We start from the raw sequence: 23,333 nt of genomic DNA on the forward strand, positions 1-23,333 counted from the left end.
CTCGCCCGGCCGAGCACGCCACAAGAGAAAACGGTATTCATCACCACTTCGGTGGATCACTCCCACCGGAACAGCCGCACGGCCAGCGCCGTCCCGCCCAGCGCGAACGCGGCCAGAGCGACGAACTGCAGCGGCTGAACGCCCGCGCCCACCCACGCGTCCTGCAACGGCTGGGTGCCCGGCGGCACGTACGCGCCGATCCGCTGGATCACCTCGGGCAGCAGCGGCCGCGGCAGGTACACGCCGCCGAGGAACATGATCGGGAAGAACGCGATCATCGCGATCGCGGCCGCGGCTTTCGCCGTGCGGGCGATCGAAGCCGCGATGAGGCCGAGCGCGAACACCGACACCAGGCCCAGCAGCAGCGTCACGACGTAGGTCAGCGGGTGGCGCGGCAGCGGCACGTCGAACACGACGCGCGCGGTCACCAGCATGAGCGCCACGCCCGCGAGCGCCACGACGGCGTGCAGCACCAGCTGTGCCAGCAGCAGGAACGCGGGTGGCACGGGCGTGGTCGCGAGCCGGCGCAGCACGCCCTGCTCGCGATAGCTCGCGACAGCCGCGGGGATCGACTGCAGGCCCAGCATCGCGAGCGCGACGACCACGAGCGAGGGCACCCACAGGTCGATGAAGCGGTGACCACCGGTCACCTCGCTCGGTTCGCGCATGCCGGGGATGGAACCGACGCCGACCAGCACCGCGGTCGGCAGCAGGACGCCGAAGATCGCCCACATCGGCGTGCGTGCGAAGAGTTTCGCTTCGGTGGCGAGGAGTTTGGTGAAGGTGTGCACGGTCAGCTCCGTCCGGTGAGGGTGACGAACGCGTCGTCCAAAGTGGATTTCCCCGTGGTGGCACGGAGTTCGGCCGGGGTGCCGGTGGCGACGATCCGGCCGGCGTCGAACACGGCGACGCGGTCGCAGAGGCGTTCGGCCTCGTCCATGAAGTGGGTGACGAGCACGACGGTCACGCCGGCGTCGCGCACCCCGGTCACGAGCTGCCAGGTGTCGCGGCGCGAATGCGGGTCGAGACCGGTGGTGAGCTCGTCGAGGATCGCGATCTCGGGGTCGCCGACCAGCGCGAGCGCGATCGACAGCCGCTGCCGCAGGCCGCCGGAGAGCTTGCCGAACGCCGTGGCCCGGTGCTCTTCCAACCGCAGCTGCCGCAGCAGCACCCCGACGTCGGCCGGGTGCGGGTAGAACGCGGCGAACAGCTCCAGCGCCTCGGCCACCCGCAGCTTGTCGGGCAGCCGCGCGTCCTGCAGCTGCACGCCGACGCGCTGGTGCAGCCGGGCGGCGTCCGTCGCGGGATCCAGTCCCAGCACGGAAATCGCACCGCTGTCGGGCCGGCGCAGGCCCTGGAGGCATTCGACGGTGGTGGTCTTGCCGGCGCCGTTGGTGCCGAGGATGCCGAAGATCTCGCCGCGCTCGACGGTGAACGAAACGCCGTCGACCGCGACCCGCTTGCCGTAGGTTTTGCGGAGCTCGGTGACTTCGATGAGTGGCATGCGACAAACGCTAGAAGCGCGAGGCGTCCGGCAGAATGACGGTGAAACCCCAGCTCAGGTGGGGTTTCGCTGACGTGGGGGTGGGGCTGGGCCCACCCCGGTACGGGAGCTTCGGCCAGTGCGCCCGAGTGCCCGGCTCGGTCAGACTGCGGAAAAGGGGGTGCGGCGAATGGAATCCGTGCGGCGAGCGTTCGTCCTCGCCGGCCTCGCGCTGCTGAGCTGGGTCGACGCGCTCGTGGAGCTGCTCGCTTTCCTGCTGCTCTGCGTCGGACTGGTCTTCTTCTTCACCCCAGCCATCGACCGGGCCCGCGGGCGCTCGGCGCGCACGCGGGAGCTCGTCGGCCGGTGGTGCGGGATCGAGGTCGCGACGCCGTACCGGCCGGCCCCGGCGGAGCCGGAACGCGAGCGCGACGGCTGGTACCGCGACGGCAACCAGCTCTACAAACGGGCGTGGTGGATCCGCTGGAACCGACGTTTCACGTGGATCATGGAGGATCCGGCGACGAGCCGCGAGCTCGGCTGGCAGGTGCTCAACCCGCCGTTCGCGCTGGTCACGGCGGTGCTGTCGGTGGTGGCCGGACGCCACGCACTGCGCTGGTACGGCCGCTGGACCCGCCACTGGCTGGGGCCGCACCCGGCCGCCGACCCCGCCCGCAAGTGGTGGCTGCACCGCCACCTCGAGGCGGCTGGCCACCAGTTCGGCCTTCTCGCCCTGGCCTGCGTGCACCTGGTCTTCTCGGTCTGGCAGCTGGTGCTGATCGTCGGCGCGGCCCCGATGACCGCGTCGCTCGTGGTGGGCAGCCGGACCATCACGGACACGCTGCGGCGCGAGGCCGGGAACTGGACCGGCGTGCGCATCGACCGGCCGTACCTGCCCCCGCCCGGGCTGCCGGTGCCGCGCGCCGACGGGCTCTACCAGTTCGGCAAGCAGCTGTACGACGAGCCGTTCTGGCCCCTGCAGCGCGCCCGCACGCAGTGGGTCCTGCGCGACCGGGCCACCTGGCGCGACCTCGCCGGCGGCGCGCTGATCCCCGTGGTCTGCCTGCTGCTGACGTTGCCGACGGTCGCGTTGCTCGGCTGGGGCCTGACCGGCCTGGCGACGCTGTGGGTGTGGCGGCCGTTCGTGACGGCGCCGGACCAGCCGGTGCAGTGGTACCCGCTGCCCGAGGTGTCGACGCACCTCGGCGCGCTCGCGCAGACGACGCTCGCGCTCGTGCTGCTGGTCGCCGGACTGGCGCCGGCGCCGTGGCTGGCCCGCCAGCAGGCCCGCTTCGCCCGCGTGTGGCTCGGTCCGACGGAGGCGACGCGGCTGGCGCAGCGCGTGGCGCGACTGGACCAGTCGCGCACCGACGTCACCGTGGCCCAGGCCGCGGAGCTGCGGCGCATCGAACGCGACCTGCACGACGGCGTCCAGTCGCGGCTCGTGGCGATGGGCCTGAAGCTCGGCGCGGTCGAGGCGCTGATCGACAGCGATCCCGAAGCGGCCAAACGGCTGGCGGCCGAGCTGCGCACCGCGTCGGCCGACGCGTTGACCGAGCTGCGGCTGCTCGTGCGCGGCATCCACCCGCCGGTGCTGTCCGAACGCGGCCTCGTCGACGCCGTGCGCGCGGTCGCGCTCGACAGCCCGCTCAAGGTCGAGGTGACGGCCGACGTGCCCGGCCGCCTCGAGCAGCCGGTGGAGGCGTGCGCGTACTTCGCCGTGTGCGAGCTGCTGGGCAACGCGGCGAAACACGGTGGTGCGAAACGGGTTTTGGTCTCGCTGACGCACTCCGACGGTGTGTTGCGCGTGGTCGTGACCGACGACGGCAGCGGCGGTGCCGAAGCCGCGCGCGGATCGGGACTTCGCGGAATCGAGCGCAGGCTGGGGGCTTTCGACGGTACGTTGAGCCTCACCAGCCCACCGGGCGGACCGACCGAGGCGATCCTGGAGGTGCCGTGCCAGACAGTCCCGGAACCGGCGGGCCAGGAAGCGGCGCCGGCCGCCCCCGAACCGTCATCGCCGAGGACCAGTACCTCCTCCGAGACGGCCTGACCCACCTGCTCGCCGCGCACGGCTTCGACGTCGTCGCCGCGGTCGGCTCAGGCCCGGAACTCGCCGTCGCGCTGCGGGAACACCGACCGGACGTGTCCGTTGTGGACGTTCGCATGCCCCCGACCAACACCGACGAGGGCCTGCAGGTGGCGCTCGCCGCCCGCCGGGAGATGCCCGGCCTGCCGATTCTCGTGCTGTCGCAGCACGTCGAGCAGCTCTACGCGCGCGAGCTGCTCGCCGACGGAACCGGCGCCATCGGTTACCTGCTCAAGGACCGTGTGTTCAACGCCGAGCAGTTCGTGGACGCCGTGCGCCGCGTCGCCGCCGGCGGCACGGCCATGGACCCCGAGGTGATCGCGAAACTGGTGGCGGGCAACGCTTCCGACCCGCTCGCGGCCTTGACCCCGCGCGAACGCGAGGTGCTGGAGCTCATGGCCGAGGGCTGCTCCAACGCCGCGATCGCCGCGCGCCTGCACTTCAGCGAGGGCGCCGTCGGCAAGCACACGGCCAACCTCTTCGCGAAGCTCGGCATCGCCGCTTCCGACGACACCAACCGCCGCGTGCTGGCCGTGCTCGCCTACCTCGGCGCCAGTTGATCCCTTGACGCGCTAGTCTCGCGAAACCCGCACCATCTCGTCGCGCTCCACGACCTTGATCCGCTCCCGGCCGTGCGGCTCGCCCAGCGACTTCTCGTGCGCGTCGAGCTTGCCCCAGCCTTCCCACGTGGTGAACGGAATCCCGCGCCCGGTGAGGAAGTCGAGGATCGCGTCGGGCGAGTCGTGCTTCGGCGACGCGAGCGTGTCCGCGTCGGCCAGCAGGCTCGCGACGGTCTCCGCCGCGTCGCCCTTCGTGTGGCCGATCAGGCCGATCGGGCCGCGCTTGATCCAGCCGGTGACGTAGACGCCGGGCAGCTGGTTCTCGTCGAGGTCCAGCACGCGGCCGGCCTGGTTCGGCACGACGCCCGCGGTGTGGTCGAACGGGATCTCCGGCAGGTGCGACGACAGGTAGCCGACCGCGCGGTACACGGCCTGCACGTCCCAGTCGTGGAACTCGCCCGTGCCGCGCACGCCGCCTTCACCGTCGTACTCGGTCCGCTCGGTGCGCAGTCCGGTCACGCGGCCGTCCTCGCCGAGGACCTCGGCCGGCGCGTGGAAGAAGTGCAGGTGCAGCCGTTTCGGACGGGTGCCCTCGTCGCGGATCGCCCACTCCTGCAACGTCTTCACGACCATGTCGATCTGCTTCGACGCCCGCAGCGCCGTGATGCTGGCCTCGTCGAACTCCATGTCCTCGGGGTGCACGATCACCTCGACGTTGGGCGAGTGGTCGAGTTCGCGCAGCTCCAGCGGCGTGAACTTCGCCTGCGCCGGGCCGCGGCGGCCGAACACGTGCACGTCGGTGACGGGGCTGGCCTTCAGGCCTTCGTAGACGTTGGCCGGGATGTCGGTGGTGAGCAGCTCGTCGGCCGTCTTCGCGAGGATGCGGGCGACGTCGAGCGCCACGTTGCCGACGCCGAGCACGGCGACCGAGGTGGCGTTCAGGGGCCAGGTGCGCGGCACGTCGGGGTGGCCGTCGTACCAGCTCACGAAGTCAGCGGCGCCGTGGCTGCCGTCGAGGTCGGCGCCCGGGATGCCGAGCGGCCGGTCGGCCATCGCGCCGGTGGAGAAGATCACGGCGTCGTAGAACTCGCGCAGCTCGTCGAGCTTCAGGTCGGTGCCGTAGTCGACGTTGCCGAGCAGCCGGATGTTCGGGCGGTCGAGCACCTTGTGCAAGGCGGTCACGATGCCCTTGATCCGCGGGTGGTCGGGCGCGACGCCGTAGCGGATCAACCCGAACGGCGCGGGCATGCGCTCGAACAGGTCGACCTGCACGTCGGCGTCGGACTTGTCCAGGAGGTCGGCGGCGTAGATACCGGCAGGGCCGGCGCCCACGACCGCTACGCGAAGGAATCGGCTCACGGCACCCACGGTAAGTTAGGGCTACCTAACTTTCACTGTGATCTGGCGTACGGTCCAGCAGGTGGGAGCGGCACTGTGCCGGTTGTTTACTAATCCGACCACAGCCACGGCCGCATGGCTTGGGCAGCGACGGCTACGTCTCGCTCGGGGGAGCGGCCTACTTTTGGCCGGATCAGTAAAGTGGCCGCATGCGCGTACTCGTCGTCGACAACTACGACAGCTTCGTCTACAACCTGGTGCAGTACCTGGCGCAGCTCGGCGCCGAGTGCACGGTGTGGCGCAACGACGTGGTCGACCTCGAGCGGGTGCCCGAGTTCGACGCCGTGCTCGTCTCGCCCGGCCCGGGCACGCCCGAGCGCGCCGGCCAGAGCATCGAGGTCATCGCGAAGTGCGCCGAGACGCGCACGCCGATGCTGGGCGTCTGCCTCGGCCACCAGGCCCTGGGCGTGCACTTCGGTGCGACCGTGGACCGCGCCCCCGAGCTGCTGCACGGCAAGACCAGCCAGGTCCGCCACGAGGGCAAGGGCGTGCTCGCCGGCCTGCCCGACGGGTTCACCGCCACCCGCTACCACTCGCTGACCGTGCTGCCCGAGACGATCCGCGACGAGATCTTCGAGGTCACCGGCCGTACCGAGTCCGGTGTGGTGATGGGCATGCGTCACCGCGAGCTGCCGCTGGAGGGTGTGCAGTTCCACCCCGAGTCGGTGCTCACCGAGGGCGGGCACCGGATGCTGGCCACGTGGATGGCCTCGGCCGGCTACGCCGTCGACCCGAAGAAGGTCGACGAGCTGGAACGCGCCACGAAGGCGCTGCAGAAGGCCGCCGCTGCGTGACCACCCCGCTGATCCGGCTCGTCGGAGTCGGTAAGCGGTACGGCGGCGGCGAGCTGGTGCTCGACGGCGTCGACCTGGCTGTACCCGCCGCGTGCGTGGTCGGGATCCTCGGCGCCAACGGCTCCGGGAAGTCCACGCTGCTGCGGATCCTGGCGGGTGTTTCGCGGGCGAGCCTCGGCACGGTCGAGGGCACGCCGTCGATCGGCTACCTGCCCGACCGGTTCCCCGGCGGGCAGCGGCTCAGCGCGCGGTCGTACCTGCGGCACATGGCGCGCATGCGCGGCCTTGCCGACTCGTCGACGATCGACCCGCTGCTGGAGCGGCTCGCGCTCGTCGGCGGGCCCGACGCCCAGCTGCGCACACTCTCGAAGGGCAACGCGCAGAAGGTCGGCCTCGCGCAGGCCGTGCTGCCTCGGCCCGATCTGCTGATCCTCGACGAGCCGTGGTCGGGTCTCGACGTCGGCACCCACGCCGTGCTCGGCGAGCTGGTGGCCGAGACGCGGGCGCGTGGCGCGAGTGTGGTGTTCACCGACCACCGGCCGGCCGTCGTGCGGGAGAACGCCGACGCCGTCTACCGCATCGAAGCCGGCCGGCTCACGGCCGTGGGCGTCCGCGCGGAAACCGGGCCCGCCACCCGCATCGTCCTCGCGGGCACCGGCACCGACTGGACCGCCGAACCCGGCGTGCGCCACGCGATCGCCGAGGGTCCGCACGTGGTCCTGACCGTCGACGCGACGAGCGCCGACGCCGTGCTCCTGCGGGCGCTGTCGGGCGGCTGGTCCGTGCGGGAGGTGGCGCCGTGCTCGCCGTGAGCCGCTACTACCTCGCGCTGCTGGGCCATTCCCAGCGTTACCTGCCGGCGGTGCTGGCCTACCTCGCGCTTTCGGTGATCCTCTACTCCGACCCGCACTCGCCGGTGCTGCCGCTCTACGGCGTGAGCAGCGGTGCGCTGGTCGTCCTCGGCTGCTGGCTCACGATCGCCGTGCTCGACATCGAAGATCCGGTGCAGCGGCTCGTCACGCTCAGCCACGCGCGCAGCCGCCGGCGCACCATCGGCGGTGCGGTATGCGCGGTGTTCGGCTGCCTGGTGGTACTGACAGTGATCACGATCGTGTGGTCGGGGATCAGGACGTGGCAGCTGAACTGGGCGGCGTTCGGCGTCGGCCTCGTGAGCCTGCTGGCGAGCGGCCTGCTCGGGATCGCGATCGGCCTGCCGTGCTCGCGCCTGCTCGTCGGGCGCATCGGGTGGACGGTGCTCGCGGCCGTGCTCGTCCTCGGCCTGGTCCTGCTGGGCAAGTGGGTGCCGCTGGTCCACCCGCTGATCACGGCGCTCACCAACGGTGCGCCCTACGGCGGCGCGCTCGTCCTCGCCGTGGTCACGTCGGTGGTCGCGCTGGGCGTGAGCGCCGGCGTCGTCGGGTGGCTGGCGGGCCGGCGGGCCTGAGCTCGGAGCGGTTCGAACGTGCTCCGAGTGAATCTGCAAATTGCACATGGCAATTTCCGGTTCGGATCTTCCGGAGATCACCCGAGCACGCTAATGTTTTGCCTTCACCCACGCGGGTGGCACCGGCCAGCAGCAAAAACTGCTGCGGAGAGAGCCCGCGGCGTCGGGAAACGCTCCGGCGCCGCGGGTGGGTCTACCGGTCCACCGGCATTCGTCGGCTGCACGACGCGCCCGTGCCGACGGCGGATGCCGGTGCCCGGCCGGAATGATCGCTCGGAGTGATATGCAAATTGCAGTACGCAATTCAGGAAGGCGGTCTTCCTCCGCGCCGGCGCGTCGGTTACCCTCGCGCCGTCTGTTCACCCGTGAGGGGAGAGTCGTGACGGCTGGGATCGCCGCGATCACCGTGGCCGGCTCGGGTGATGAGCTGCATCAGCTCGCCTCCTGGCTGCGTTCCGAGGACGAGCTCCGCGACCGCGTCCGGCTGGCCGAGAGACCCGTGTCGGACGACGCGGCGGGTGACGCCGTGGTCGTCATGGTGAGCAGCCGCTCCGTGGGCACGCTGTGCCGCTCGTTGTTCGGCTGGCTGCGCAAGGGCCGCGGCGACGAACGCGTGCTGCTCAAGCTGAAGCGCTCCGGGGCGGTGGAGGAGCTCGACGTCGACTGCGGTTCGACCAGCGACGTGGACGCGGTGCTCGCCAGCGTCCGCGGGTTCTTGGACCAGGACTGAGTCTCGGCCAGGATCGGGAAACTTCCGCAGAAAGCACAGGGCAGAAAGCACAGGGCCCGCACGGAAACCGTGCGGGCCCTGTCGCGTTTCACCGGCTATGGATGCCGCACCGGCGGGAAGCCGGGCGGCAGACCGCCGGAACCGCCGTTGCCGGGATTGGTCGGCGTGGTGGTGTCACCGCCGCTGTCGGTTTCGAAGATCGTCAGCACGACCGTCTGGGTCGGCGAGATCGTCTGACCGGCCTTCGGGTTGGTCTTCGCCACGGTGTTCGGCGGAACCGTGGCGAAGTGCACCGACTCGGTCTGGATCTGGCCCGACCAGCCCATGCCTTGCAGCGTCTGCGTTGCCTGGTCCTCGGTCTGCCCGGTCAGGTCCGGCATCGTGATCTGCTGCGGGCCCTTGGAGACCGACAGCGTGATCTTCGAACCCGGTGCGACCTGACCGCCGTTCGGCTGCTGGTTGACGACCTGGTCCTTCGGCTGGGTCGAGTCCACATCGGTGCGGCTGACCGTGAAGCCGAGGCCTTCGAGCTGCTTCTTCGCGGTGTTGTAGTCCTTGCCGGTGGTGTCGGGAACCGACTTGAGGTTCACGCTGCCGCCGACGACGATGTTCACCGCGGAGTCCTGCGGTGCCGACGAGTTCGGTGTCGGGTCCTGCCGGATGACCTTGCCGACATCGTCCGGGTTGTCGACGTTCTCGCTCGTGGTGTTGCCCAGCTTCAGGTGGGCGTCTGTCAGCGCCTTGCCCGCGTCTTCCGCCGTCTTCCCGGTCAGGTCCGGCACCTGGGACGTGTTCGGCCGTGCGCCCACGTACAGCTGGATCTGCGTGGTCGTCGAGACGTTCTGGCCGGGGCTCGGATCGATCGCGACGACCTTGTCGATGAAGTCGTCGGTACAGGTCAGCGCTTTGGGGTTGGTGCTGGGGTCCGAAGCCCCGCAGATCACGCTCTTGTTCGGCGCGAACGACGAGAAGCCCGCGGTTTGCAGCTCCGACTTGGCGACACCCGCTTGGTGGCCCACCACGTTCGGAATCTGCGCGCTGGTGGTCTCGGCCCGGAAGGCACCGCTGAGCCAGAAGATCAGCAGCACTACGCCGGCCACGAGCAGAACCGCGACAATCGCGAGGATCGTGCGGTTGCGGCGCTTGACGCGCGGGTCCTCGTCCGGCTCGTCGGCGTACTCCTCGTAGCGCTGGGGCTGCCGGCGGTCCTGGTTCATCACCTGGGTGCGCTCGTCCTCCGACATCACCATCGGAGCGGACGGGCGCTGGCCCGAGAGAGTGCGCACGAGGTCCGAGCGCATCTCGGCGGCCGACTGGTAGCGGTTGGCCGGGCCCTTCGCCAGCGCCTTGAGCACCACGGCGTCGAGCTCGGGCGTCACCGCCGGGTTCACCGACGACGGCGGGTTCGGGTCCTCCCGCACGTGCTGGTAGGCCACGGCCACCGGCGAGTCACCCGTGAACGGGGGCTCTCCGGTGATGAGCTCGTAGAGCACACAGCCGGCCGCGTACACGTCGGAACGCGCGTCGACGGCTTCACCGCGCGCCTGCTCCGGCGAGAGGTACTGCGCGGTGCCGATCACGGCGGCCGTCTGCGTCATCGCCGACTGGCCGTCGTGCATCGCGCGGGCGATGCCGAAGTCCATCACCTTGACGGCGCCGTTCTTCGTGATCATCACGTTGGCGGGCTTCACGTCGCGGTGCACGATGCCGTGGCGGTGGGAGAAGTCCAGTGCCGCGCAGACGTCGGCCATGACCTCCATGGCCCGCTTCTGCGACATCGGGCCCTCGGTCTTCACGATGTCGCGAAGCGTCCGGCCCTCGACGTACTCCATGACGATGTAGGGCAGGTTCCCGAAGTCGGTGTTGGCTTCACCGGTGTCGTAGACCGCCACGATCGCGGGGTGGTTGAGGGCGGCCGCGTTCTGCGCCTCGCGGCGGAAGCGTTCCTGGAACTGGGGGTCGCGGGCGAGGTCCGCGCGCAGGACCTTGATCGCGACTTCCCGGCCCAGACGCACGTCGTGTCCATGATGGACCTCGGACATACCTCCGTAGCCGAGCGTCTCGCCCAGCTCGTACCGATTGGAGAGCAGTCTGGGTGTGCTCATCTCTGTGTGCCGTTCCATTCCGTCCAAGGTGTGGTCATGATGCCTTGCAGGCCCTGCTTCCCGCTCGCACCCGGTTCGGCGGGTCCGCCTGCGGTCGGTCCTCCAGCGCGGCCGGTCGGCTCGACTGGCGCCGGTCTGCCTGTGTCCACGCTTCTCGGTGTCTGTCCGTTGCCGGTGCCCACGACTTTGGCCACGACGAACGCCGCTGCCACGATCACGGCGACCACGATCACCGCGAGCAGCACCCACCAGCCCCACTGGCTCTTCCGCCGCGGCACGGGCGGGTGCACGGGGTGCACCGAACCCGGCGACAGCGGCGGGAACCCGGGGTTGGAACCAGGACCGATGGGCACGTGGGGGAGCTCGCCGGCCTGCGGCATCCCGGGGGGCGGCGACGGCGGGACCTGGCCCGCCGCGTAGGCGGCGTTGACCAGGCCGAGCGGCGTCGGCAGGGGGTGCCCGGCGCGAACGGCCGCGACGGCGGCAGCGAACTCGCCACCGCTCGCGTAGCGCTGCCGGGGGTCCTTGACCAGCGTGGCCTCGATGACCGCGCGCGCACCCGGTGGCACGTCGGGTGGCAGCGGCGGCGGGAGGTCGCGGATGTGCATCATGGCGACGCTCACCGCGTTCTCCGAGAGGAACGGCCGGTGGCCGGCAAGGCATTCGTAGCCGCACACGGCCAGCGAGTACACGTCGCTGGCCGGCTCGGCGTCGTGGCCCAGCGCCTGTTCGGGCGCGATGTAGTGGGCCGTGCCCATGACCATGCCCGACCGCGTGACCGGCGCGGCGTGCGCGGCCTTGGCCACGCCGAAGTCGGTGATCTTCACCTGGCCCGCCGGCGTGACGAGGATGTTGCCCGGCTTCACGTCGCGGTGCACCAGGCCCTGTTCGTGCGCGGCCTGCAACGCGGTGCCGGCCTGCTCCAGCAGGTCGAGCGTGTAGTCGGCCGAGAGGCGCCCGTGCTTGGCGAGGATGCCCGCGAGCGGGTCGCCCTCCACGAACTCCATGACCAGGTACGCGATGGGCAGCGCGTCTTCCTCTTTGCCACCCTCGGTTCCGGCGAAGGTCTCGCCGTAGTCGTGCACCGCCGCGATCCCGGCGTGGTTGAGCGACGCCGTCATCCGCGCCTCGGTCCGGAACCGGTGCAGGAACTCGGCGTCGCCGGAGAGCTCGGCCTTCAGCACCTTCACCGCAACGACCCGGTCGAGCCGGGTGTCACTCGCCTGCCAGACCTCGCCCATCCCGCCGACGGCGATCCGGTTCGTCAGCTTGTAGCGCTCGGCCAGCAGCTGACCCGAGGACAGCATGGGTCACCCACCCCCGAGGCGCGCGGCGATGGCGGCCCGGCCGATCTCGGCGGCGACGGAGCCACCGGTCGCGGCGAGCCCGCGGTTGCCGCCGTTCTCGACGATGACCGACACCGCGATCTGCGGGTTGTCCGAGGGCGCGAACGCGGTGTACCACGCGTGCGGCGGGGTGTTCTTCGAGTCGGTGCCATGCTCGGCGGTGCCGGTCTTCGACGCGATCTTCAGCGCCGGGTCCTTGCCCTTGCCCGCGGTGAAGCCTTCCGACGCGATCATCATCTGCGTGAGGATCTGGTCGTTCTCCGGTGACAGCGCCGGCGTGCCGGTGAGCTGCTCCGGGTCGGTGTCCTCGATCGTCGAGAGGTCGGGCGCCAGGATCGACTGCACGAGCTGCGGCTTCATCGCCATGCCGCCGTTGGCGACGGTCGCGGCGAGCAGGCAGTCCTGCAGCGGCGTGAGGCGCACGTCGCGCTGGCCGATGCCGCTCTGGTAGAGCGCGCCCTGCGAGTCGAGCGCGCCGACGGTGGACGGCGCCACCTTCATCGGCACGGTCAGGTCGGTCTGGCCGATGCCGAAGTTGGCGGCCGTCGCCTTCATCTTGTCGGGGCCGAGCTGGCCCGCGAAGGTCGCGAACGGCACGTTGCACGAGTGCGCCAGCGCGTCCTTGAACGTGTTGCCGGGGCAGGTCTCGCCGGCGTAGTTCTCGAGCGTGGTGTTGGTGCCCGGCAGCTTCACGTTGGGCGCGGTGTTGATCACGGTGTCGGGGCCGATACCGGCCTCGAGCGCGGCCGACGCGGTGACCAGCTTGAACGTGGACCCGGGCGGGTAGGTCTCCGAGATCGCCCGGTTCAGCATCGGGTTCTTCGGGTCCTTGGAGTAGTTCGCCCAGGCGGTGTTCTGGTCCTTGCCGTGCGACGCCAGCGTGTTCGGGTCGTACGACGGCGTGGACACCATCGCGAGGATGCGGCCCGTCTTCGGCTCCATCGCCACCACGGCGCCGGTGTAGCCGTGCTGGGTCATCAGGTCGTACGCGGCCTTCTGCACCTTCGGGTCGATCGTGAGCTTCACGTTGCCGCCGCGCGGGTCGCGCCCGGTGACCATGTCCGACAGGCGGCGCACGAACAGCCGCGGGTCGGAGCCGTTGAGCACGTCGTCCTCGGCGCGCTCGAGGCCGCCGGCGCCGTAGTTGATCGAGTAGAACCCGGTCACCGGCGCGTACATCGGGCCGTCGGTGTAGGTGCGCGTGAACTTGAACTTGTCGCTGGAGGCCTTCACCCCGGCCAGCACCACGCCGTCGGGCGTGACGATCTGCCCGCGCTGGCGCGAGTACTCGTCGTAGAGCACGCGCTGGTTGCGCGAGTCGGTGCGGTAGTCGTCGGCTTTGACGACCTGGATGTAGGTGTCGTTCGCGAGCAGCAGGACGATCATGACGAGCATCGCCATGCCGACCTTGCGCAGGGGAGTGTTCACGCGGTCCTCCCGTCACCGTTCGGGCTGCCCCCGGCCGGCGGGCGCTGCACCAGCACGGTGTGCGCCTCGGCGATCGGGGCCTGGGGCTGCTGCGGCTTGGCGCGCTTGGCCGGCTTGCGCGCGGCGTCGGAGATGCGCAGCAACAGGGCGACGAGGATGTAGTTCGCGAGCAGCGACGAACCACCCTGGGACAGGAACGGCGCCGTGATCCCGGTTTCCGGGATCAGCGCCGTGACGCCGCCGACGACCACGAAGATCTGCATCACCATCGTGAACGCGAGCCCGCCGCCGAGCAGCTTGCCGAACGTGTCGCGCACGGCCAGCGCGCTGCGCATGCCGCGCATCGCGATCAGCAGGTACAGCATCAGCACGGCGGCCAGGCCGATGAAGCCCAGCTCCTCGCCGATCGACGCGGTGATGAAGTCAGTGCTCGCCGCCGGGACGATGTCCGGCCGGCCCGCGCCGAGACCGGTTCCGCCGACCCCGCCCGTGCCGAGACCGAACAGGCCCTGCGCGAGCTGGTAGGAGCCGCCGAGCTCGTCGTAGCGCGGGCCCAGCGGGTTGAGCCAGTTCTCCACGCGCTGCTGGACGTGCGTGAACAGGTTGTAGGCGATGATGCAGCCGCCGATGAAGAACGTCAGCCCGACGACGACCCAGATCACGCGCTCGGTCGCGACGTAGAGCATCACCAGGATGATGCTGAAGTACAGCAGCGACGTGCCGAGGTCCTTCTCGAACACGAGGATGCCGATGCTCGCCGCGGCGGCGATGAGGATCGGGCCCAGGTCACGGGCGCGCGGCAGCTCCACGCCGAGGACCTTCTTGCCCGCCACCATGAACAAGTCGCGTTTGGACACCAGGAACGACGCGAAGAAGATCATCAGCAGGATCTTCGCGAACTCACCGGGCTGGATCGAGAAGAACGGCAGCTTCAGCCAGACCTTCGCGCCGTTGACCTCGGACAGGCTCGACGGCAGCACCGCGGGCAGCGCCAGCGCGGCGATGCCGATCAGGCCGAAGGTGTAGCCGTAGCGCGTGAGAGTGCGGTGGTCGTTGACCACGACCAGCACGACCACGAACAGCGCCAGCGAGATGACCGTGAACAGCACCTGCTTGGTCACTTCGGGGCTGTACTCGCTGCCCTTCTGCGCGGCCTGCTCGGCTTCGGCCAGGTCGAGCCGGTGGATCATCACCAGCCCGATGCCGTTGAGCAGCGCGACACACGGCAGCAGCACCGGGTCGGCGTACGGCGCCCAGCGGCGCACGGCGAGGTGCGCAGCGGTCAGGACACCAAGGTAGGCGAGGCCCAGCCACAGGATCGAGAGCGTGAGCTCCTGCTCCTGGTTGGCCTCCACGAGCACGAGCGCGAGGGTGACGATGAACGCGGCGAACGCCAGCAGCAACAGCTCGGTGCCCCGGCGCTTGGGCAGCTCCCGGGGCGGATTGGTCGCGAACTGGGCCGACAACGGGTCGGCCAGGGGCTGACCCATCAGTTACCGCCTCCTGTCGGCGCCGTACTCGACGTCGAGCAGTCCCTCCCCGCAGGCTGGTTCGCCGACGAAGACGCGCCGCTCGAAGGCGGCGGAACAGCGCTGCTCGACGACGCCGGCGGACCGCCGGGAGCCGTCGGCACGCCGGAAGTGGTGCCGGGGGGCGCCGGCGGGCAGTCGGACAGCTGCTTGCGCAGGCGCAGGAAGTCGTCGATGTACGTGCGGGCGTCGTCGAGGCTGTCGCGCTTCACGCCGTTCTGCACGGCGATGCGCGCGTCCTCCTGCAGGGCCGGCACGCGCAGCTTGTCGGTGCACAGCGTCCCCGGCGGGCACGAGCCCTGCTCGAAGGAGTGCAGCTGGATGCCGAGGATGCTGCCCGGCACCCCGCGGTAGATCACGACCTCCTGGTCGGGACCCTCGCCCACGTAGTACTGGCTGAGCACGAAGTAGCGCGTGGCGATGGCGGCCGCGGCCAGCACGATCAGCACCACGACGGCGCCGACGAGCCAGCGGAACCGCTTGCGGCGCTTGGCCTTCGGGTCCTCCTCGAACGCCTGCGGCTCGGGCCGCGGCTGAGGGGGCGGCTGCGTGAGCGCCCGGGCCCGCGCGGCCGGCGAGTCGCCCTGGTGCTGCTCGTCGCTGCCGTCGCCGGCGGCGCCGCCCACGATCGGCGCGTCGTCACCGAAGTCGACGTCGACCACGTCGGCGATGATCACGGTGACGTTGTCCGTACCACCGCCCTTGAGGGCCAGCTCGATCATCCGGTCCGCGCAGTCCTGCGGGTCCGGGATGCGGATGGCCTCGGACATCGTCTCGTCGGAGACCATGCCGGACAGACCGTCGGAACAGATGAGGTACCGGTCACCGGGACGCGCCTCGCGCACGGTGAGACTCGGCTCGACCTCGTGCCCCGTGAGCGCCTTGAGCAGCAGCGAACGCTGCGGGTGCACCGCGGCCTCCTCGGCCGTGATACGGCCCTGCTCCAGCAGCTCGTTGACGAAGCTGTCGTCGCGGGTGATCTGCGCGAACTGGCCGCCGCGCAGCAGGTACGCGCGGGAGTCGCCGACGTGCACGAGCCCCAGGCGGTTGCCCGCGAAGAGCACGGCGGTGAGCGTGGTGCCCATGCCGTCGAGGTCGGGATCCTGGGAGACGAGCTCGGCGATGGCCGCGTTGCCGTTGGTCACGGCCTCGCGGAGCTGACCGAGCAGGTCGTCGCCCGGCTCGTCGTCGTCGAGGGGGGCGAGTGAGGCGATGACGACCTTGCTGGCCACCTCACCGGCCGCGTGGCCGCCCATACCGTCGGCGAGCGCGAGGAGGCGAGGGCCGGCGTACACGGAGTCCTGGTTGTTCGAACGAACCAGGCCCCGGTCGCTGCGGGCCGCGTAGCGGAGGACGAGAGTCATGGGCGAAGCTCGATCACCGTCTTGCCGATCCGGATGGGGACTCCGAGCGGGACCCGGAGGGGTGCAGTGACCTTAGCCCGGTCGAGGTAGGTCCCGTTCGTCGAGCCCAGATCTTCCACGTACCAGTCCTCCCCGCGCAGGGCGATGCGGGCGTGCCGGGTCGACGCGTAGTCGTCGTCGAGCACCAGCGTCGAGTCGTCGGCACGGCCGATCAGGATCGGCCGGCCGTCGAGCGCGATACGGGTGCCCGCCAGTGCCCCGTGGGTCACCAGGAGCTGCTGCGGGGCCTTGCTGCCCCGCGGCTTCTTCTCCTTGTTCCGCCGGAACGAGGGCACCTGCACCCGCAGGCCGGACGCGGCGTAGAGATCCGAACGGACGACCCGCAGGGCGGCGAACACGAAGAGCCAGAGCAGCACGAGAAAGCCCACTCTGGTGAGTTGAACGACCAGCTCTGGCACTTGTTGTGTCCGCTCCCGACTCTGCCTGCAAGCCGCGGCGCGCGCGCACCGCGGATCCCCCCGCACGACAATTCTGCGGGAACCCCGTCACCGGCCTCTGGTCAGCCCTGGGTTCGGAACACCAACGAAGAGTGACCCACCCGGATGACGTCCCCGTCGGCCAGCTGCCACGTCTGCACCGGAGTCCCGTTCACGGTCGTGCCGTTCGTGGACCCGATGTCGGCGAGCGTGGCGCTCTGGCCGTCCCAGGTGATCTCCAGGTGCCGGCGCGACACCCCGGTGTCGGGCAGGCGGAAGTCGGCGTCCTGGCCGCGGCCCACGACGTTCCCGCCCTGCTTCAGCGAGTACGTGCGGTTCGAGCCGTCGTCCAACTGCAGGCTCGCGGCGAGCGCGCGACCGGCCGCGGGGGCGGGCTGGCCGTAGCCGGGCTGCTGCTGGGCGTACGGGTCGGCCGCCGGCTGGCCGTAGCCGGGCTGCTGGCCGTACGGGTCGGCCGCGGGCTGGCCGTAGCCGCCGCCCTGCTGGGGCTGGCCGTACTGGTCGTAGCCGCCCTGCTGGGGCTGGCCGTAACCCTGGTCGTAACCGCCCTGCTGGCCGTAGCCACCACCCTGCTGCGGCTGGCCGTACTGGTCGTAGCCGCCCTGCTGGGGCTGGCCGTAACCCTGGTCGTAACCACCCTGCTGGTAGCCCTGGTCGTAACCGGGCTGAGCGGCACCGCCCTGCTGGGGCTGGCCGTACTGGTCATAGCCGGGCTGCTGGCCGTAACCCTGCTGCTCGTAACCGCCCTGCTGGCCATAGCCCTGGTCGTACCCGGGCTGCTGGCCACCCTGCTGTCCGTAGCCGTACTGGCCCTGCTGGCCGTACGGGTCACCCTGGTCGTATTGGCCGTATCCGGGGGGCTGGCTCATTGCTGGGTCTCCTGCGTTGCTGGGTCGTGCCGACCGTGACGAGCCACCGGGTCCACTCGCGTGGGCGTCGGGATCGACGGACGAACGGGTCTTGAACTGTCCAGTATGCAGCGCCTCGTTGCGCTCGAGTGATACGACGACGTCACCATAGGTCTCCCAGCCGTGCTCGGCGAGGTGTTCGCCCACAGCTTGTGCGAGAACCGCAGTGACCCGCTGCTCGTCACCGGCCATCCGATCGTGGTCAGCCTGCCCCAAGGACACGATGTAGTGATTCGGGGCGAGCTGCCGACCTCCTGCCAGCTCACGAACGTTTTCCTCGCCTTCCCGCTCGAGCGCCACCGCCACTTCCTGCGTGACGACGTTGCCACCGAACATGCGCGCGAAGGTGTTCCCCACGAGGTTCTCGAGACGCCTGTCGAAGCGCTCTACCCGACCCACCTGGGGTGACCTCCTCGCACGTGTGCTTCCGCACCGATCCTATCCGGGAGAGGAAGCCTCGACACGACCCCCGCTGAAACCCGTGAAAACCCCCTGCTACGCTTTGCTGGCTGTCAGAGAGAAGCAACTCGGGCGAGTGGCGGAATGGCAGACGCGCACGGTTCAGGTCCGTGTGTCCGAAAGGACGTGAGGGTTCAACTCCCTCCTCGCCCACCTTGGTCGGAGCCCCAGTCGCTAGCGCGACTGGGGCTCCTCCCGTTTGTCGGTCGTCATTGCTCCCGGGGGGCCGAGCCCCCCGGACCCCCCACGGTGCCTTTGGTGCTGACCCAGCGTGGTTCAGACCTGTAGTGGTTGTGTTGAGCTGGGGTTATGAGGTTTGTCATGCGTTGGGTGTGGGGGATTCACGTTGGGGTGGTGAGGCGTGCGTCTATGGCCTGCGGCGGGTGAGCCGCAGGGTGGGGGCATGGGTAGGGAAGTGGTTGTCGAGGTGGACGGGCTGAGGGTCGAGTACGGGGCCTTCGTCGCGGTGCACGGGTTGAGTTTCACGGTGCGGGCCGGTGAGGTCTTCGGGTTGCTGGGGACGAACGGCGCGGGCAAGACGTCGACGATGGATGTGCTGGAGGGGTATCGGAGGCCGAGTGCCGGCAGTGTGCGGGTGTTCGGGGTGGATCCGGCGACGGAGAGGGAGAAGGTTGCTCCTCGTGTCGGGATCATGTTGCAGGAGGCCGGGTTCTTCGACGACCTGACGGTGGTCGAGTCCATTCGGGCGTGGCGGAGGTTCACGGCGGATGCGATGTCGGTCGACGAGGCCGTCGAGCTGGTGGATCTGGGGAAGGTCGCGGGTACGCGCGTCGGGAAGCTGTCCGGGGGCGAGAGGCGGCGGCTGGATCTGGCGTTGGCGGTGTTGGGGCGGCCGGAGCTGTTGTTCCTGGACGAGCCGACGACCGGGTTGGACCCGCAGGCGCGGCGGCGGACGTGGCACGTGCTGGAGAACATGGTCGCCGGGGGGATGGCGATTCTGTTGACCACGCACTACATGGAGGAAGCGCAGTACCTCGCGAACCGCGTGGCGATCATGGATCGCGGGCGGATCATGCGGCACGGGTCCGTGGACGAGGTGATCGGCGCGGACCACGGGTCGACGGTCACGTTCGTCAGCGAGGTGGTGGTGCCGGTCGAGCTGGCCGGGGTGTCGGAGGACGGGCGCCACTACGAGCTGAGCAGCACGGACCCCCAGGCGGATCTGCACCGGCTGTTCGACTGGGCTGTTCGCGCCGGGGCGCGGATCTCGGACCTCGAGGTGCGGCGCAACTCGCTCGAAGACGTTTTCCTCAAGGTGGCCGACGAGGCCGCCCTCGCCACCACCGCGAAGGAGCGCTGATGACCGCCATCGCCCCCGCGTACGCCGGACCTCGTCGTTCACTCGGCTTCTGGCGCTACACCTGGTCGCAATTCCTGTTGTCGCAGAAGGTGCACTGGCGCGATCTCGGATTCGCGCTCACCGGTGTGCTCATTCCGCTCGGCCTCGGCATCGGATTGCCGGCCAGCCAGCACGGCAAGGGCGAGATCGCCGGCGTCGACGGCGGCGTGTACCTGCTGCCCGGGATGATGGGATTCGTCCTCGTCTGGATCGTCTACAACGTGGTGAACTCCGCGACCAGCCGGCGCGGAAAACTGATTTACAAACGTCTTCGCGGCACACCGTTGCCGGACACCGCCATCATGACCGGAGAAGCGATGAGCGGATCGGTCACGAGCATCGCGCAGGTGGTCGTCCTGCTCGTTTTCGGGCTGACGTACCTGGGTGCGCCTGCGCCGGCCAACCCGCTGTTGCTGCTGGTCGGCGTGGTGCTGGGGGCGTTCACGTTCGCGGTGCTGGCGATCGGGGTGTCGGGTCTGCTGCCCACCAGTGAGGTGTCCACGTGGATCGTGACGCCATTCCTGTTCCTCATGATGTTCGCGTCCGGGATCGTTTTCCCGCTGTCCGAAATGCCGCACTTCCTGCAGGTGCCGGTGCAGTACCTGCCGTCGAGCTCGGTCGTGGAAATCGTGCGCACCGCGTATCTCGGCCGGGACTTCGCGTCGAATCCGGCGACGGCGCAGCTGCCGCACCAGGTCGGATTCCTGGAGTCGTTCAGGGCGTGCGTTATGCCGCTGGGACTACTGTGTGCCTGGATCGGCGTTTCCCTCGGCCTGGGCAAGCGCTTCTTCAAATGGGACCCGAAGCGGTCGAGCTGAGCAGGAGGAGACGTGGACCGGTGGAACCCCGGGACACTGGGCCGCGTCGTCGCGCTGCTGATCCTCGGGACCACCGCCGCGTTCACCGTCGAGGCGTTCTTCCTGTGGCTGAGCACCCACCCCCCGGTGCTCGACGTGCTCTTCGCGGTGCTGGCCGGTGCGGGTGTGCTGGCCGGCACCGGACGCATCGTGTGGGCGGTCGTGCGCCGCTCCGCCGCCCGCGGCGAGCACCTGGTCGACGTGGCGATCGCCACGAGCCTGGCGTTCGCGCTGCTGCTGGCCTTCGGGCCGGCGTGGCTGGCGCTGCCGTCGCTGGTCGCCGGTGTCTCCGCGATCAGCCTCACCGGGCTCAAGCGCTGGATCTTCCCGCTGGTCGTGCTCCTCGTCACCGCCGCTCTGGCCCTGTTGATGCAGGTGCCGGCGTACGCGGTGGCCGAGGTACTGCTGCGATCGCTGGTGACGATCGTGGTGCTGGCGGGGATGGGGCTGCTCGTCACCTACGCGGCCGAAGTCCACGCCAACCGCGACGAGCTGGCCCGCATGGCGGTGGTCGAGGAGCGGCTGCGGTTCGCCCGTGACCTGCACGACGTGCTCGGCCGCGGGCTGTCGGTGGTGCGGCTGAAGGCCGAGCTGGGCGTGCGGCTGATGGACACCGACCGCGAAGCCGCCCGCGCGCAGCTGGTGCAGATCGCGGAGCTGGCCGGTGGGTCCGTGACCGAGCTGCGCAAGGTGATCGCCGGCTACCGCCAGCCGAGCCTGGCCGAGGAGCTGCGCGGCACGTCGTCGATCCTCAGCCTCGCCGGGGTCCGGGTGGTCGCCGATACCGTTCCCGAAGGATTGCCCGGGCCGGTCGCGGAGGCGATCGGTTCGGCCATCCGCGAGGGCGGCACCAACATCCTGCGGCACAGCGCCGCCGAGAACTGCCGCGTCGAGTTCGTGCGGGACCCCTCGTGCGTCCTGGTCCGGATCCGCAACGACCGCCCGCACGCCGGCGGCACCCGCGCCGGCCACGGCCTCACCGGCCTGGCCGAGCGGCTCGCCGCCGTGCGCGGCACGCTGGAGCACGGCGAGGTCGACGGCGATTTCGTGCTCACCGCCCGCGTGCCCCTTGACCTGCCGAGGAAGAGCTCATGACCTTGCGGATCGTGCTGGCCGAGGACCACGCCCTGCTGCGCGAATCGCTGCGCACGGTGTTCAGCCTCGCCGACGACATCGACGTGGTGGCGGCTGTGGACAACGGCGCCGACGCGCTGGAAGCCATTCGCCGCGAGCGCCCGGACGGCGCCATGGTCGACATCGACATGCCGCGGATGTCCGGGCTGGAGGTGGCCGAGGCCGTGCGCGCCGAGGGTCTGGACTGCGGGCTGCTCGTGGTCACCAGCTACGGCAAACCCGGCTACCTGCACCGCGCGATGCGGGCCGGGGTGCGCGGGTTCGTCACCAAGAACATCTCGCCGGACGACCTGATCACGGCCGTGCGGAAGGTCTGTACCGGCGGTCGACATGTCGACCCGGAGATCGCCGCCGATGCGCTGGCCGTCGGGGAGACGCCTCTGACCGAGCGGGAGCTGGACGTGCTGCGGCTGTCCGGCGCGGGGCTGCGGCCCGCCGAGATCGGCGCGCGGCTGTCGCTGGCCGAGGGCACGGTGCGCAACTACCTGTCGAGTGCGCTGACCAAGCTGCAGGTGGACAACCGCGTGGCCGCGTACCGCGTGGCCGAGGAGGCGGGCTGGCTGTGACCGACCTGCTGGAGCTGTACCAGGACCTGCACGCACACCCCGAGCTGGCCGGTGAGGAGAAGCGGACGGCGGACGTGCTCGCTCGCGAGCTGACCGCGCTGGGGTTCACCGTGCGTAGCGGAATCGGTGGCCACGGCCTGGCCGCCGCGTTCGAAAACGGCGCCGGGCCGACGGTCGCGGTGCGGACCGAGCTGGACGCGTTGCCGCTCGCCGAGCGCACCGGTCTGCCGTACGCGGCCGGCGGTTCCGCCATGCACGCCTGCGGCCACGACCTGCACCTGGCCGCCGTGGTCGGCGCCGCTCGCGAGCTCGTGGCGGCGCGCGCGGAGTGGCGCGGCCGGGTCGTGGTGCTCGGGCAGCCGGCCGAGGAGACGCTCGAGGGCGCGCTGGCCATGGTGGCCGACAGGGTGCACGACGTATTCGGCCCGCCCGACGCGTTGCTGGCCCAGCACGCCGTGCCCGGGCCGGTCGGTCGGGTGGGCCATTCGCCGGGGCAGATCACCGCGCCGTGTGCCGAGCTGGCGATCACCGTGCACGGCCGGGGCGGGCACGCGGCGGTGCCGCACCTCGCCGTGGACCCCGTCGTGCTGGCCGCGCACCTCGTGGTGCGGCTGCAGTCGGTGGTGGCGCGGGAGACGAACCCGGCCGATCCCGTGGTGGTCACGGTCGGCTCCGTGCACGCGGGCGACGTGGCAAACGTGATCCCGGACCACGTGGAGCTCGGCGTGAGCGTGCGCGCGGCGAGCGACGGCGCGCTGGCCCGGGCGCTGGCCGCGATCGAGCGCGTGTGCCGGACCGAGGCCGCCGCGTCCGGCGCGCCCGTGGAGCCGGAGGTCGTGACGGTGCGCTCGGCGCCGGCGACCACCAACGACCGGCAGCTCGTGCTGGCCGTGCGAGCGGCGCACCTGGCGGGGCTGGGGGCGGACCGCGTCGGCTGGACGCCGCCCGTGGCCGCGGCCGAGGACTTCGGCCACCTGGCCGCTCTGCCGGACGGCACGACCGTGCCGCTGTGCTACTGGACGCTCGGCGTCGGCACGCGCGGCACCAACCACTCACCCGACTTCGCTCCGGAGCCGGCCGCGCTCACCGACGGGTGGCGGGCTCTTGTCCTCGCCGCCCGGGCCGTACTCGCTGTAACCGAGGAGTAGTCGCTCCGGCACCCATAGTTGATCTACCTTAAGGGAACCCTAGGAGAAACCTAAGATAGCTGTCAGCTAACTACTCCAGACGGGTGACATGTGTGATTTACCCTCCTCTTGCCTACCGAGTTGGGTTTAGCGTT

21 protein-coding genes and 1 tRNA gene are annotated in these 23,333 nt (G+C 70.4%); 12 read left to right on the forward strand and 10 right to left on the reverse strand.

The window, feature by feature from the left end:
• Positions 1-56: 56 nt before the first annotated feature.
• Both ACQPXB_RS00190 and ACQPXB_RS00195 read right to left on the reverse strand, forming a co-directional pair.
• A complete protein-coding gene (locus tag ACQPXB_RS00190) occupies positions 57-791 on the reverse strand; it encodes an ABC transporter permease (protein WP_432849049.1) in 735 nt (244 codons plus the stop codon).
• A gap of 2 nt (positions 792-793) precedes the next feature.
• A complete protein-coding gene (locus ACQPXB_RS00195) occupies positions 794-1,504 on the reverse strand; it encodes an ABC transporter ATP-binding protein (RefSeq protein ID WP_432849050.1) in 711 nt (236 codons plus the stop codon).
• Between the two features lie 169 nt (positions 1,505-1,673).
• Between ACQPXB_RS00195 and ACQPXB_RS00200 the strand changes: the two genes are divergently transcribed.
• Together ACQPXB_RS00200 and ACQPXB_RS00205 are read left to right on the forward strand one after the other, a co-directional pair.
• Positions 1,674-3,536 (forward strand): histidine kinase, encoded by a 1,863-nt coding sequence (locus tag ACQPXB_RS00200; protein WP_432849051.1) that lies wholly within the window; start codon positions 1,674-1,676, stop codon positions 3,534-3,536.
• Positions 3,533-4,132, forward strand: a complete 600-nt coding sequence (locus ACQPXB_RS00205) for a LuxR C-terminal-related transcriptional regulator (protein WP_386944821.1) — start codon at positions 3,533-3,535, stop codon at positions 4,130-4,132. Before ACQPXB_RS00200 ends, ACQPXB_RS00205 begins: the two co-directional genes overlap by 4 nt.
• Positions 4,133-4,144: 12 nt before the next feature.
• Here the strand turns inward: ACQPXB_RS00205 and ACQPXB_RS00210 are convergent, their stop codons facing one another.
• The gene (locus ACQPXB_RS00210; RefSeq protein WP_432857191.1) at positions 4,145-5,464 is read right to left on the reverse strand and encodes an FAD-dependent oxidoreductase; all 1,320 of its coding nucleotides are present in this window, start codon (positions 5,462-5,464) and stop codon (positions 4,145-4,147) included.
• Positions 5,465-5,679: 215 nt separating this feature from the next.
• Between ACQPXB_RS00210 and ACQPXB_RS00215 the strand changes: the two genes are divergently transcribed.
• The 4 genes from ACQPXB_RS00215 to ACQPXB_RS00230 all read left to right on the forward strand — a co-directional run bounded on the left by ACQPXB_RS00215 (position 5,680) and on the right by ACQPXB_RS00230 (position 8,498).
• Positions 5,680-6,324: an aminodeoxychorismate/anthranilate synthase component II gene (locus ACQPXB_RS00215; RefSeq protein WP_432849052.1), complete on the forward strand. Its 645-nt coding sequence runs from the start codon at positions 5,680-5,682 to the stop codon at positions 6,322-6,324.
• 8 nt (positions 6,325-6,332) lie between these two features.
• Entirely contained in the window at positions 6,333-7,136 is an 804-nt protein-coding gene (locus tag ACQPXB_RS00220) for an ATP-binding cassette domain-containing protein (protein ID WP_432857194.1), read from the forward strand.
• Positions 7,124-7,768 carry a hypothetical protein gene (locus ACQPXB_RS00225; RefSeq protein ID WP_432849053.1) on the forward strand — a complete coding sequence of 215 codons (645 nt, stop codon included), beginning with the start codon at positions 7,124-7,126 and terminating at the stop codon, positions 7,766-7,768. Before ACQPXB_RS00220 ends, ACQPXB_RS00225 begins: the two co-directional genes overlap by 13 nt.
• A gap of 379 nt (positions 7,769-8,147) precedes the next feature.
• Positions 8,148-8,498 carry an effector-associated constant component EACC1 gene (locus ACQPXB_RS00230; RefSeq protein WP_366585986.1) on the forward strand — a complete coding sequence of 117 codons (351 nt, stop codon included), beginning with the start codon at positions 8,148-8,150 and terminating at the stop codon, positions 8,496-8,498.
• 95 nt (positions 8,499-8,593) lie between these two features.
• On the opposite strand, the gene pknB is transcribed toward ACQPXB_RS00230, so the two are convergent.
• From pknB to ACQPXB_RS00265, 7 genes are all read right to left on the reverse strand, one after another.
• On the reverse strand, positions 8,594-10,603 hold the full coding sequence (pknB, locus tag ACQPXB_RS00235; RefSeq protein WP_432849054.1) for a Stk1 family PASTA domain-containing Ser/Thr kinase: 2,010 nt from the start codon (positions 10,601-10,603) through the stop codon (positions 8,594-8,596).
• Positions 10,600-11,910, reverse strand: coding sequence for a serine/threonine-protein kinase (locus tag ACQPXB_RS00240; protein WP_432849055.1), 1,311 nt, complete (start codon positions 11,908-11,910; stop codon positions 10,600-10,602). The genes pknB and ACQPXB_RS00240 overlap by 4 nt, the downstream gene beginning before the upstream one ends.
• Positions 11,911-11,913: 3 nt before the next feature.
• Positions 11,914-13,377 carry a peptidoglycan D,D-transpeptidase FtsI family protein gene (locus ACQPXB_RS00245; RefSeq protein WP_366585992.1) on the reverse strand — a complete coding sequence of 488 codons (1,464 nt, stop codon included), beginning with the start codon at positions 13,375-13,377 and terminating at the stop codon, positions 11,914-11,916.
• The gene (locus ACQPXB_RS00250; RefSeq protein WP_364043449.1) at positions 13,374-14,867 is read right to left on the reverse strand and encodes an FtsW/RodA/SpoVE family cell cycle protein; all 1,494 of its coding nucleotides are present in this window, start codon (positions 14,865-14,867) and stop codon (positions 13,374-13,376) included. The genes ACQPXB_RS00245 and ACQPXB_RS00250 overlap by 4 nt, the downstream gene beginning before the upstream one ends.
• Positions 14,867-16,270 carry a PP2C family protein-serine/threonine phosphatase gene (locus tag ACQPXB_RS00255; protein WP_432849056.1) on the reverse strand — a complete coding sequence of 468 codons (1,404 nt, stop codon included), beginning with the start codon at positions 16,268-16,270 and terminating at the stop codon, positions 14,867-14,869. The genes ACQPXB_RS00250 and ACQPXB_RS00255 overlap by 1 nt, the downstream gene beginning before the upstream one ends.
• Positions 16,267-16,728, reverse strand: a complete 462-nt coding sequence (locus ACQPXB_RS00260) for an FHA domain-containing protein FhaB/FipA (RefSeq protein WP_037718919.1) — start codon at positions 16,726-16,728, stop codon at positions 16,267-16,269. The genes ACQPXB_RS00255 and ACQPXB_RS00260 overlap by 4 nt, the downstream gene beginning before the upstream one ends.
• A 101-nt stretch (positions 16,729-16,829) precedes the next feature.
• Complete coding sequence (locus ACQPXB_RS00265) at positions 16,830-18,074, reverse strand: DUF3662 and FHA domain-containing protein (RefSeq protein WP_366585995.1); 1,245 nt, start codon at positions 18,072-18,074, stop codon at positions 16,830-16,832.
• Positions 18,075-18,204: 130 nt separating this feature from the next.
• Between ACQPXB_RS00265 and ACQPXB_RS00270 the strand changes: the two genes are divergently transcribed.
• The 6 genes from ACQPXB_RS00270 (at position 18,205) to ACQPXB_RS00295 (ending at position 23,199) form a co-directional block, all read left to right on the forward strand.
• Positions 18,205-18,287 (forward strand) — tRNA-Leu (locus ACQPXB_RS00270).
• Between the two features lie 250 nt (positions 18,288-18,537).
• Complete coding sequence (locus ACQPXB_RS00275) at positions 18,538-19,455, forward strand: ATP-binding cassette domain-containing protein (RefSeq protein ID WP_432849057.1); 918 nt, start codon at positions 18,538-18,540, stop codon at positions 19,453-19,455.
• Positions 19,455-20,312: an ABC transporter permease gene (locus ACQPXB_RS00280; protein ID WP_366585999.1), complete on the forward strand. Its 858-nt coding sequence runs from the start codon at positions 19,455-19,457 to the stop codon at positions 20,310-20,312. The genes ACQPXB_RS00275 and ACQPXB_RS00280 overlap by 1 nt, the downstream gene beginning before the upstream one ends.
• Positions 20,313-20,324: 12 nt before the next feature.
• On the forward strand, positions 20,325-21,446 hold the full coding sequence (locus ACQPXB_RS00285) for a sensor histidine kinase (protein WP_432849058.1): 1,122 nt from the start codon (positions 20,325-20,327) through the stop codon (positions 21,444-21,446).
• Positions 21,443-22,051, forward strand: a complete 609-nt coding sequence (locus ACQPXB_RS00290; protein WP_285971294.1) for a response regulator transcription factor — start codon at positions 21,443-21,445, stop codon at positions 22,049-22,051. Before ACQPXB_RS00285 ends, ACQPXB_RS00290 begins: the two co-directional genes overlap by 4 nt.
• Positions 22,048-23,199: an amidohydrolase gene (locus ACQPXB_RS00295; RefSeq protein WP_432849059.1), complete on the forward strand. Its 1,152-nt coding sequence runs from the start codon at positions 22,048-22,050 to the stop codon at positions 23,197-23,199. The genes ACQPXB_RS00290 and ACQPXB_RS00295 overlap by 4 nt, the downstream gene beginning before the upstream one ends.
• Positions 23,200-23,333: the final 134 nt, after the last annotated feature.

The organism is Amycolatopsis sp. CA-161197, from assembly GCF_050942255.1.
Taxonomy (GTDB): Bacteria; Actinomycetota; Actinomycetes; order Mycobacteriales; family Pseudonocardiaceae; genus Amycolatopsis.

What these genes read in the sequence shown, in the direction of transcription:
- ACQPXB_RS00195 (WP_432849050.1), bottom strand. Translation starts at nt 1,504, where the DNA reads ATGCCACTCATCGAAGTCACCGAGCTCCGCAAAACCTACGGCAAGCGG.
- ACQPXB_RS00200 (WP_432849051.1), top strand. Translation starts at nt 1,674, where the DNA reads ATGGAATCCGTGCGGCGAGCGTTCGTCCTCGCCGGCCTCGCGCTGCTG.
- ACQPXB_RS00215 (WP_432849052.1), top strand. Translation starts at nt 5,680, where the DNA reads ATGCGCGTACTCGTCGTCGACAACTACGACAGCTTCGTCTACAACCTG.
- pknB (WP_432849054.1), bottom strand. Translation starts at nt 10,603, where the DNA reads ATGAGCACACCCAGACTGCTCTCCAATCGGTACGAGCTGGGCGAGACG.
- ACQPXB_RS00240 (WP_432849055.1), bottom strand. Translation starts at nt 11,910, where the DNA reads ATGCTGTCCTCGGGTCAGCTGCTGGCCGAGCGCTACAAGCTGACGAAC.
- ACQPXB_RS00250 (WP_364043449.1), bottom strand. Translation starts at nt 14,867, where the DNA reads ATGGGTCAGCCCCTGGCCGACCCGTTGTCGGCCCAGTTCGCGACCAAT.
- ACQPXB_RS00255 (WP_432849056.1), bottom strand. Translation starts at nt 16,270, where the DNA reads ATGACTCTCGTCCTCCGCTACGCGGCCCGCAGCGACCGGGGCCTGGTT.
- ACQPXB_RS00275 (WP_432849057.1), top strand. Translation starts at nt 18,538, where the DNA reads ATGGGTAGGGAAGTGGTTGTCGAGGTGGACGGGCTGAGGGTCGAGTAC.
- ACQPXB_RS00280 (WP_366585999.1), top strand. Translation starts at nt 19,455, where the DNA reads ATGACCGCCATCGCCCCCGCGTACGCCGGACCTCGTCGTTCACTCGGC.
- ACQPXB_RS00290 (WP_285971294.1), top strand. Translation starts at nt 21,443, where the DNA reads ATGACCTTGCGGATCGTGCTGGCCGAGGACCACGCCCTGCTGCGCGAA.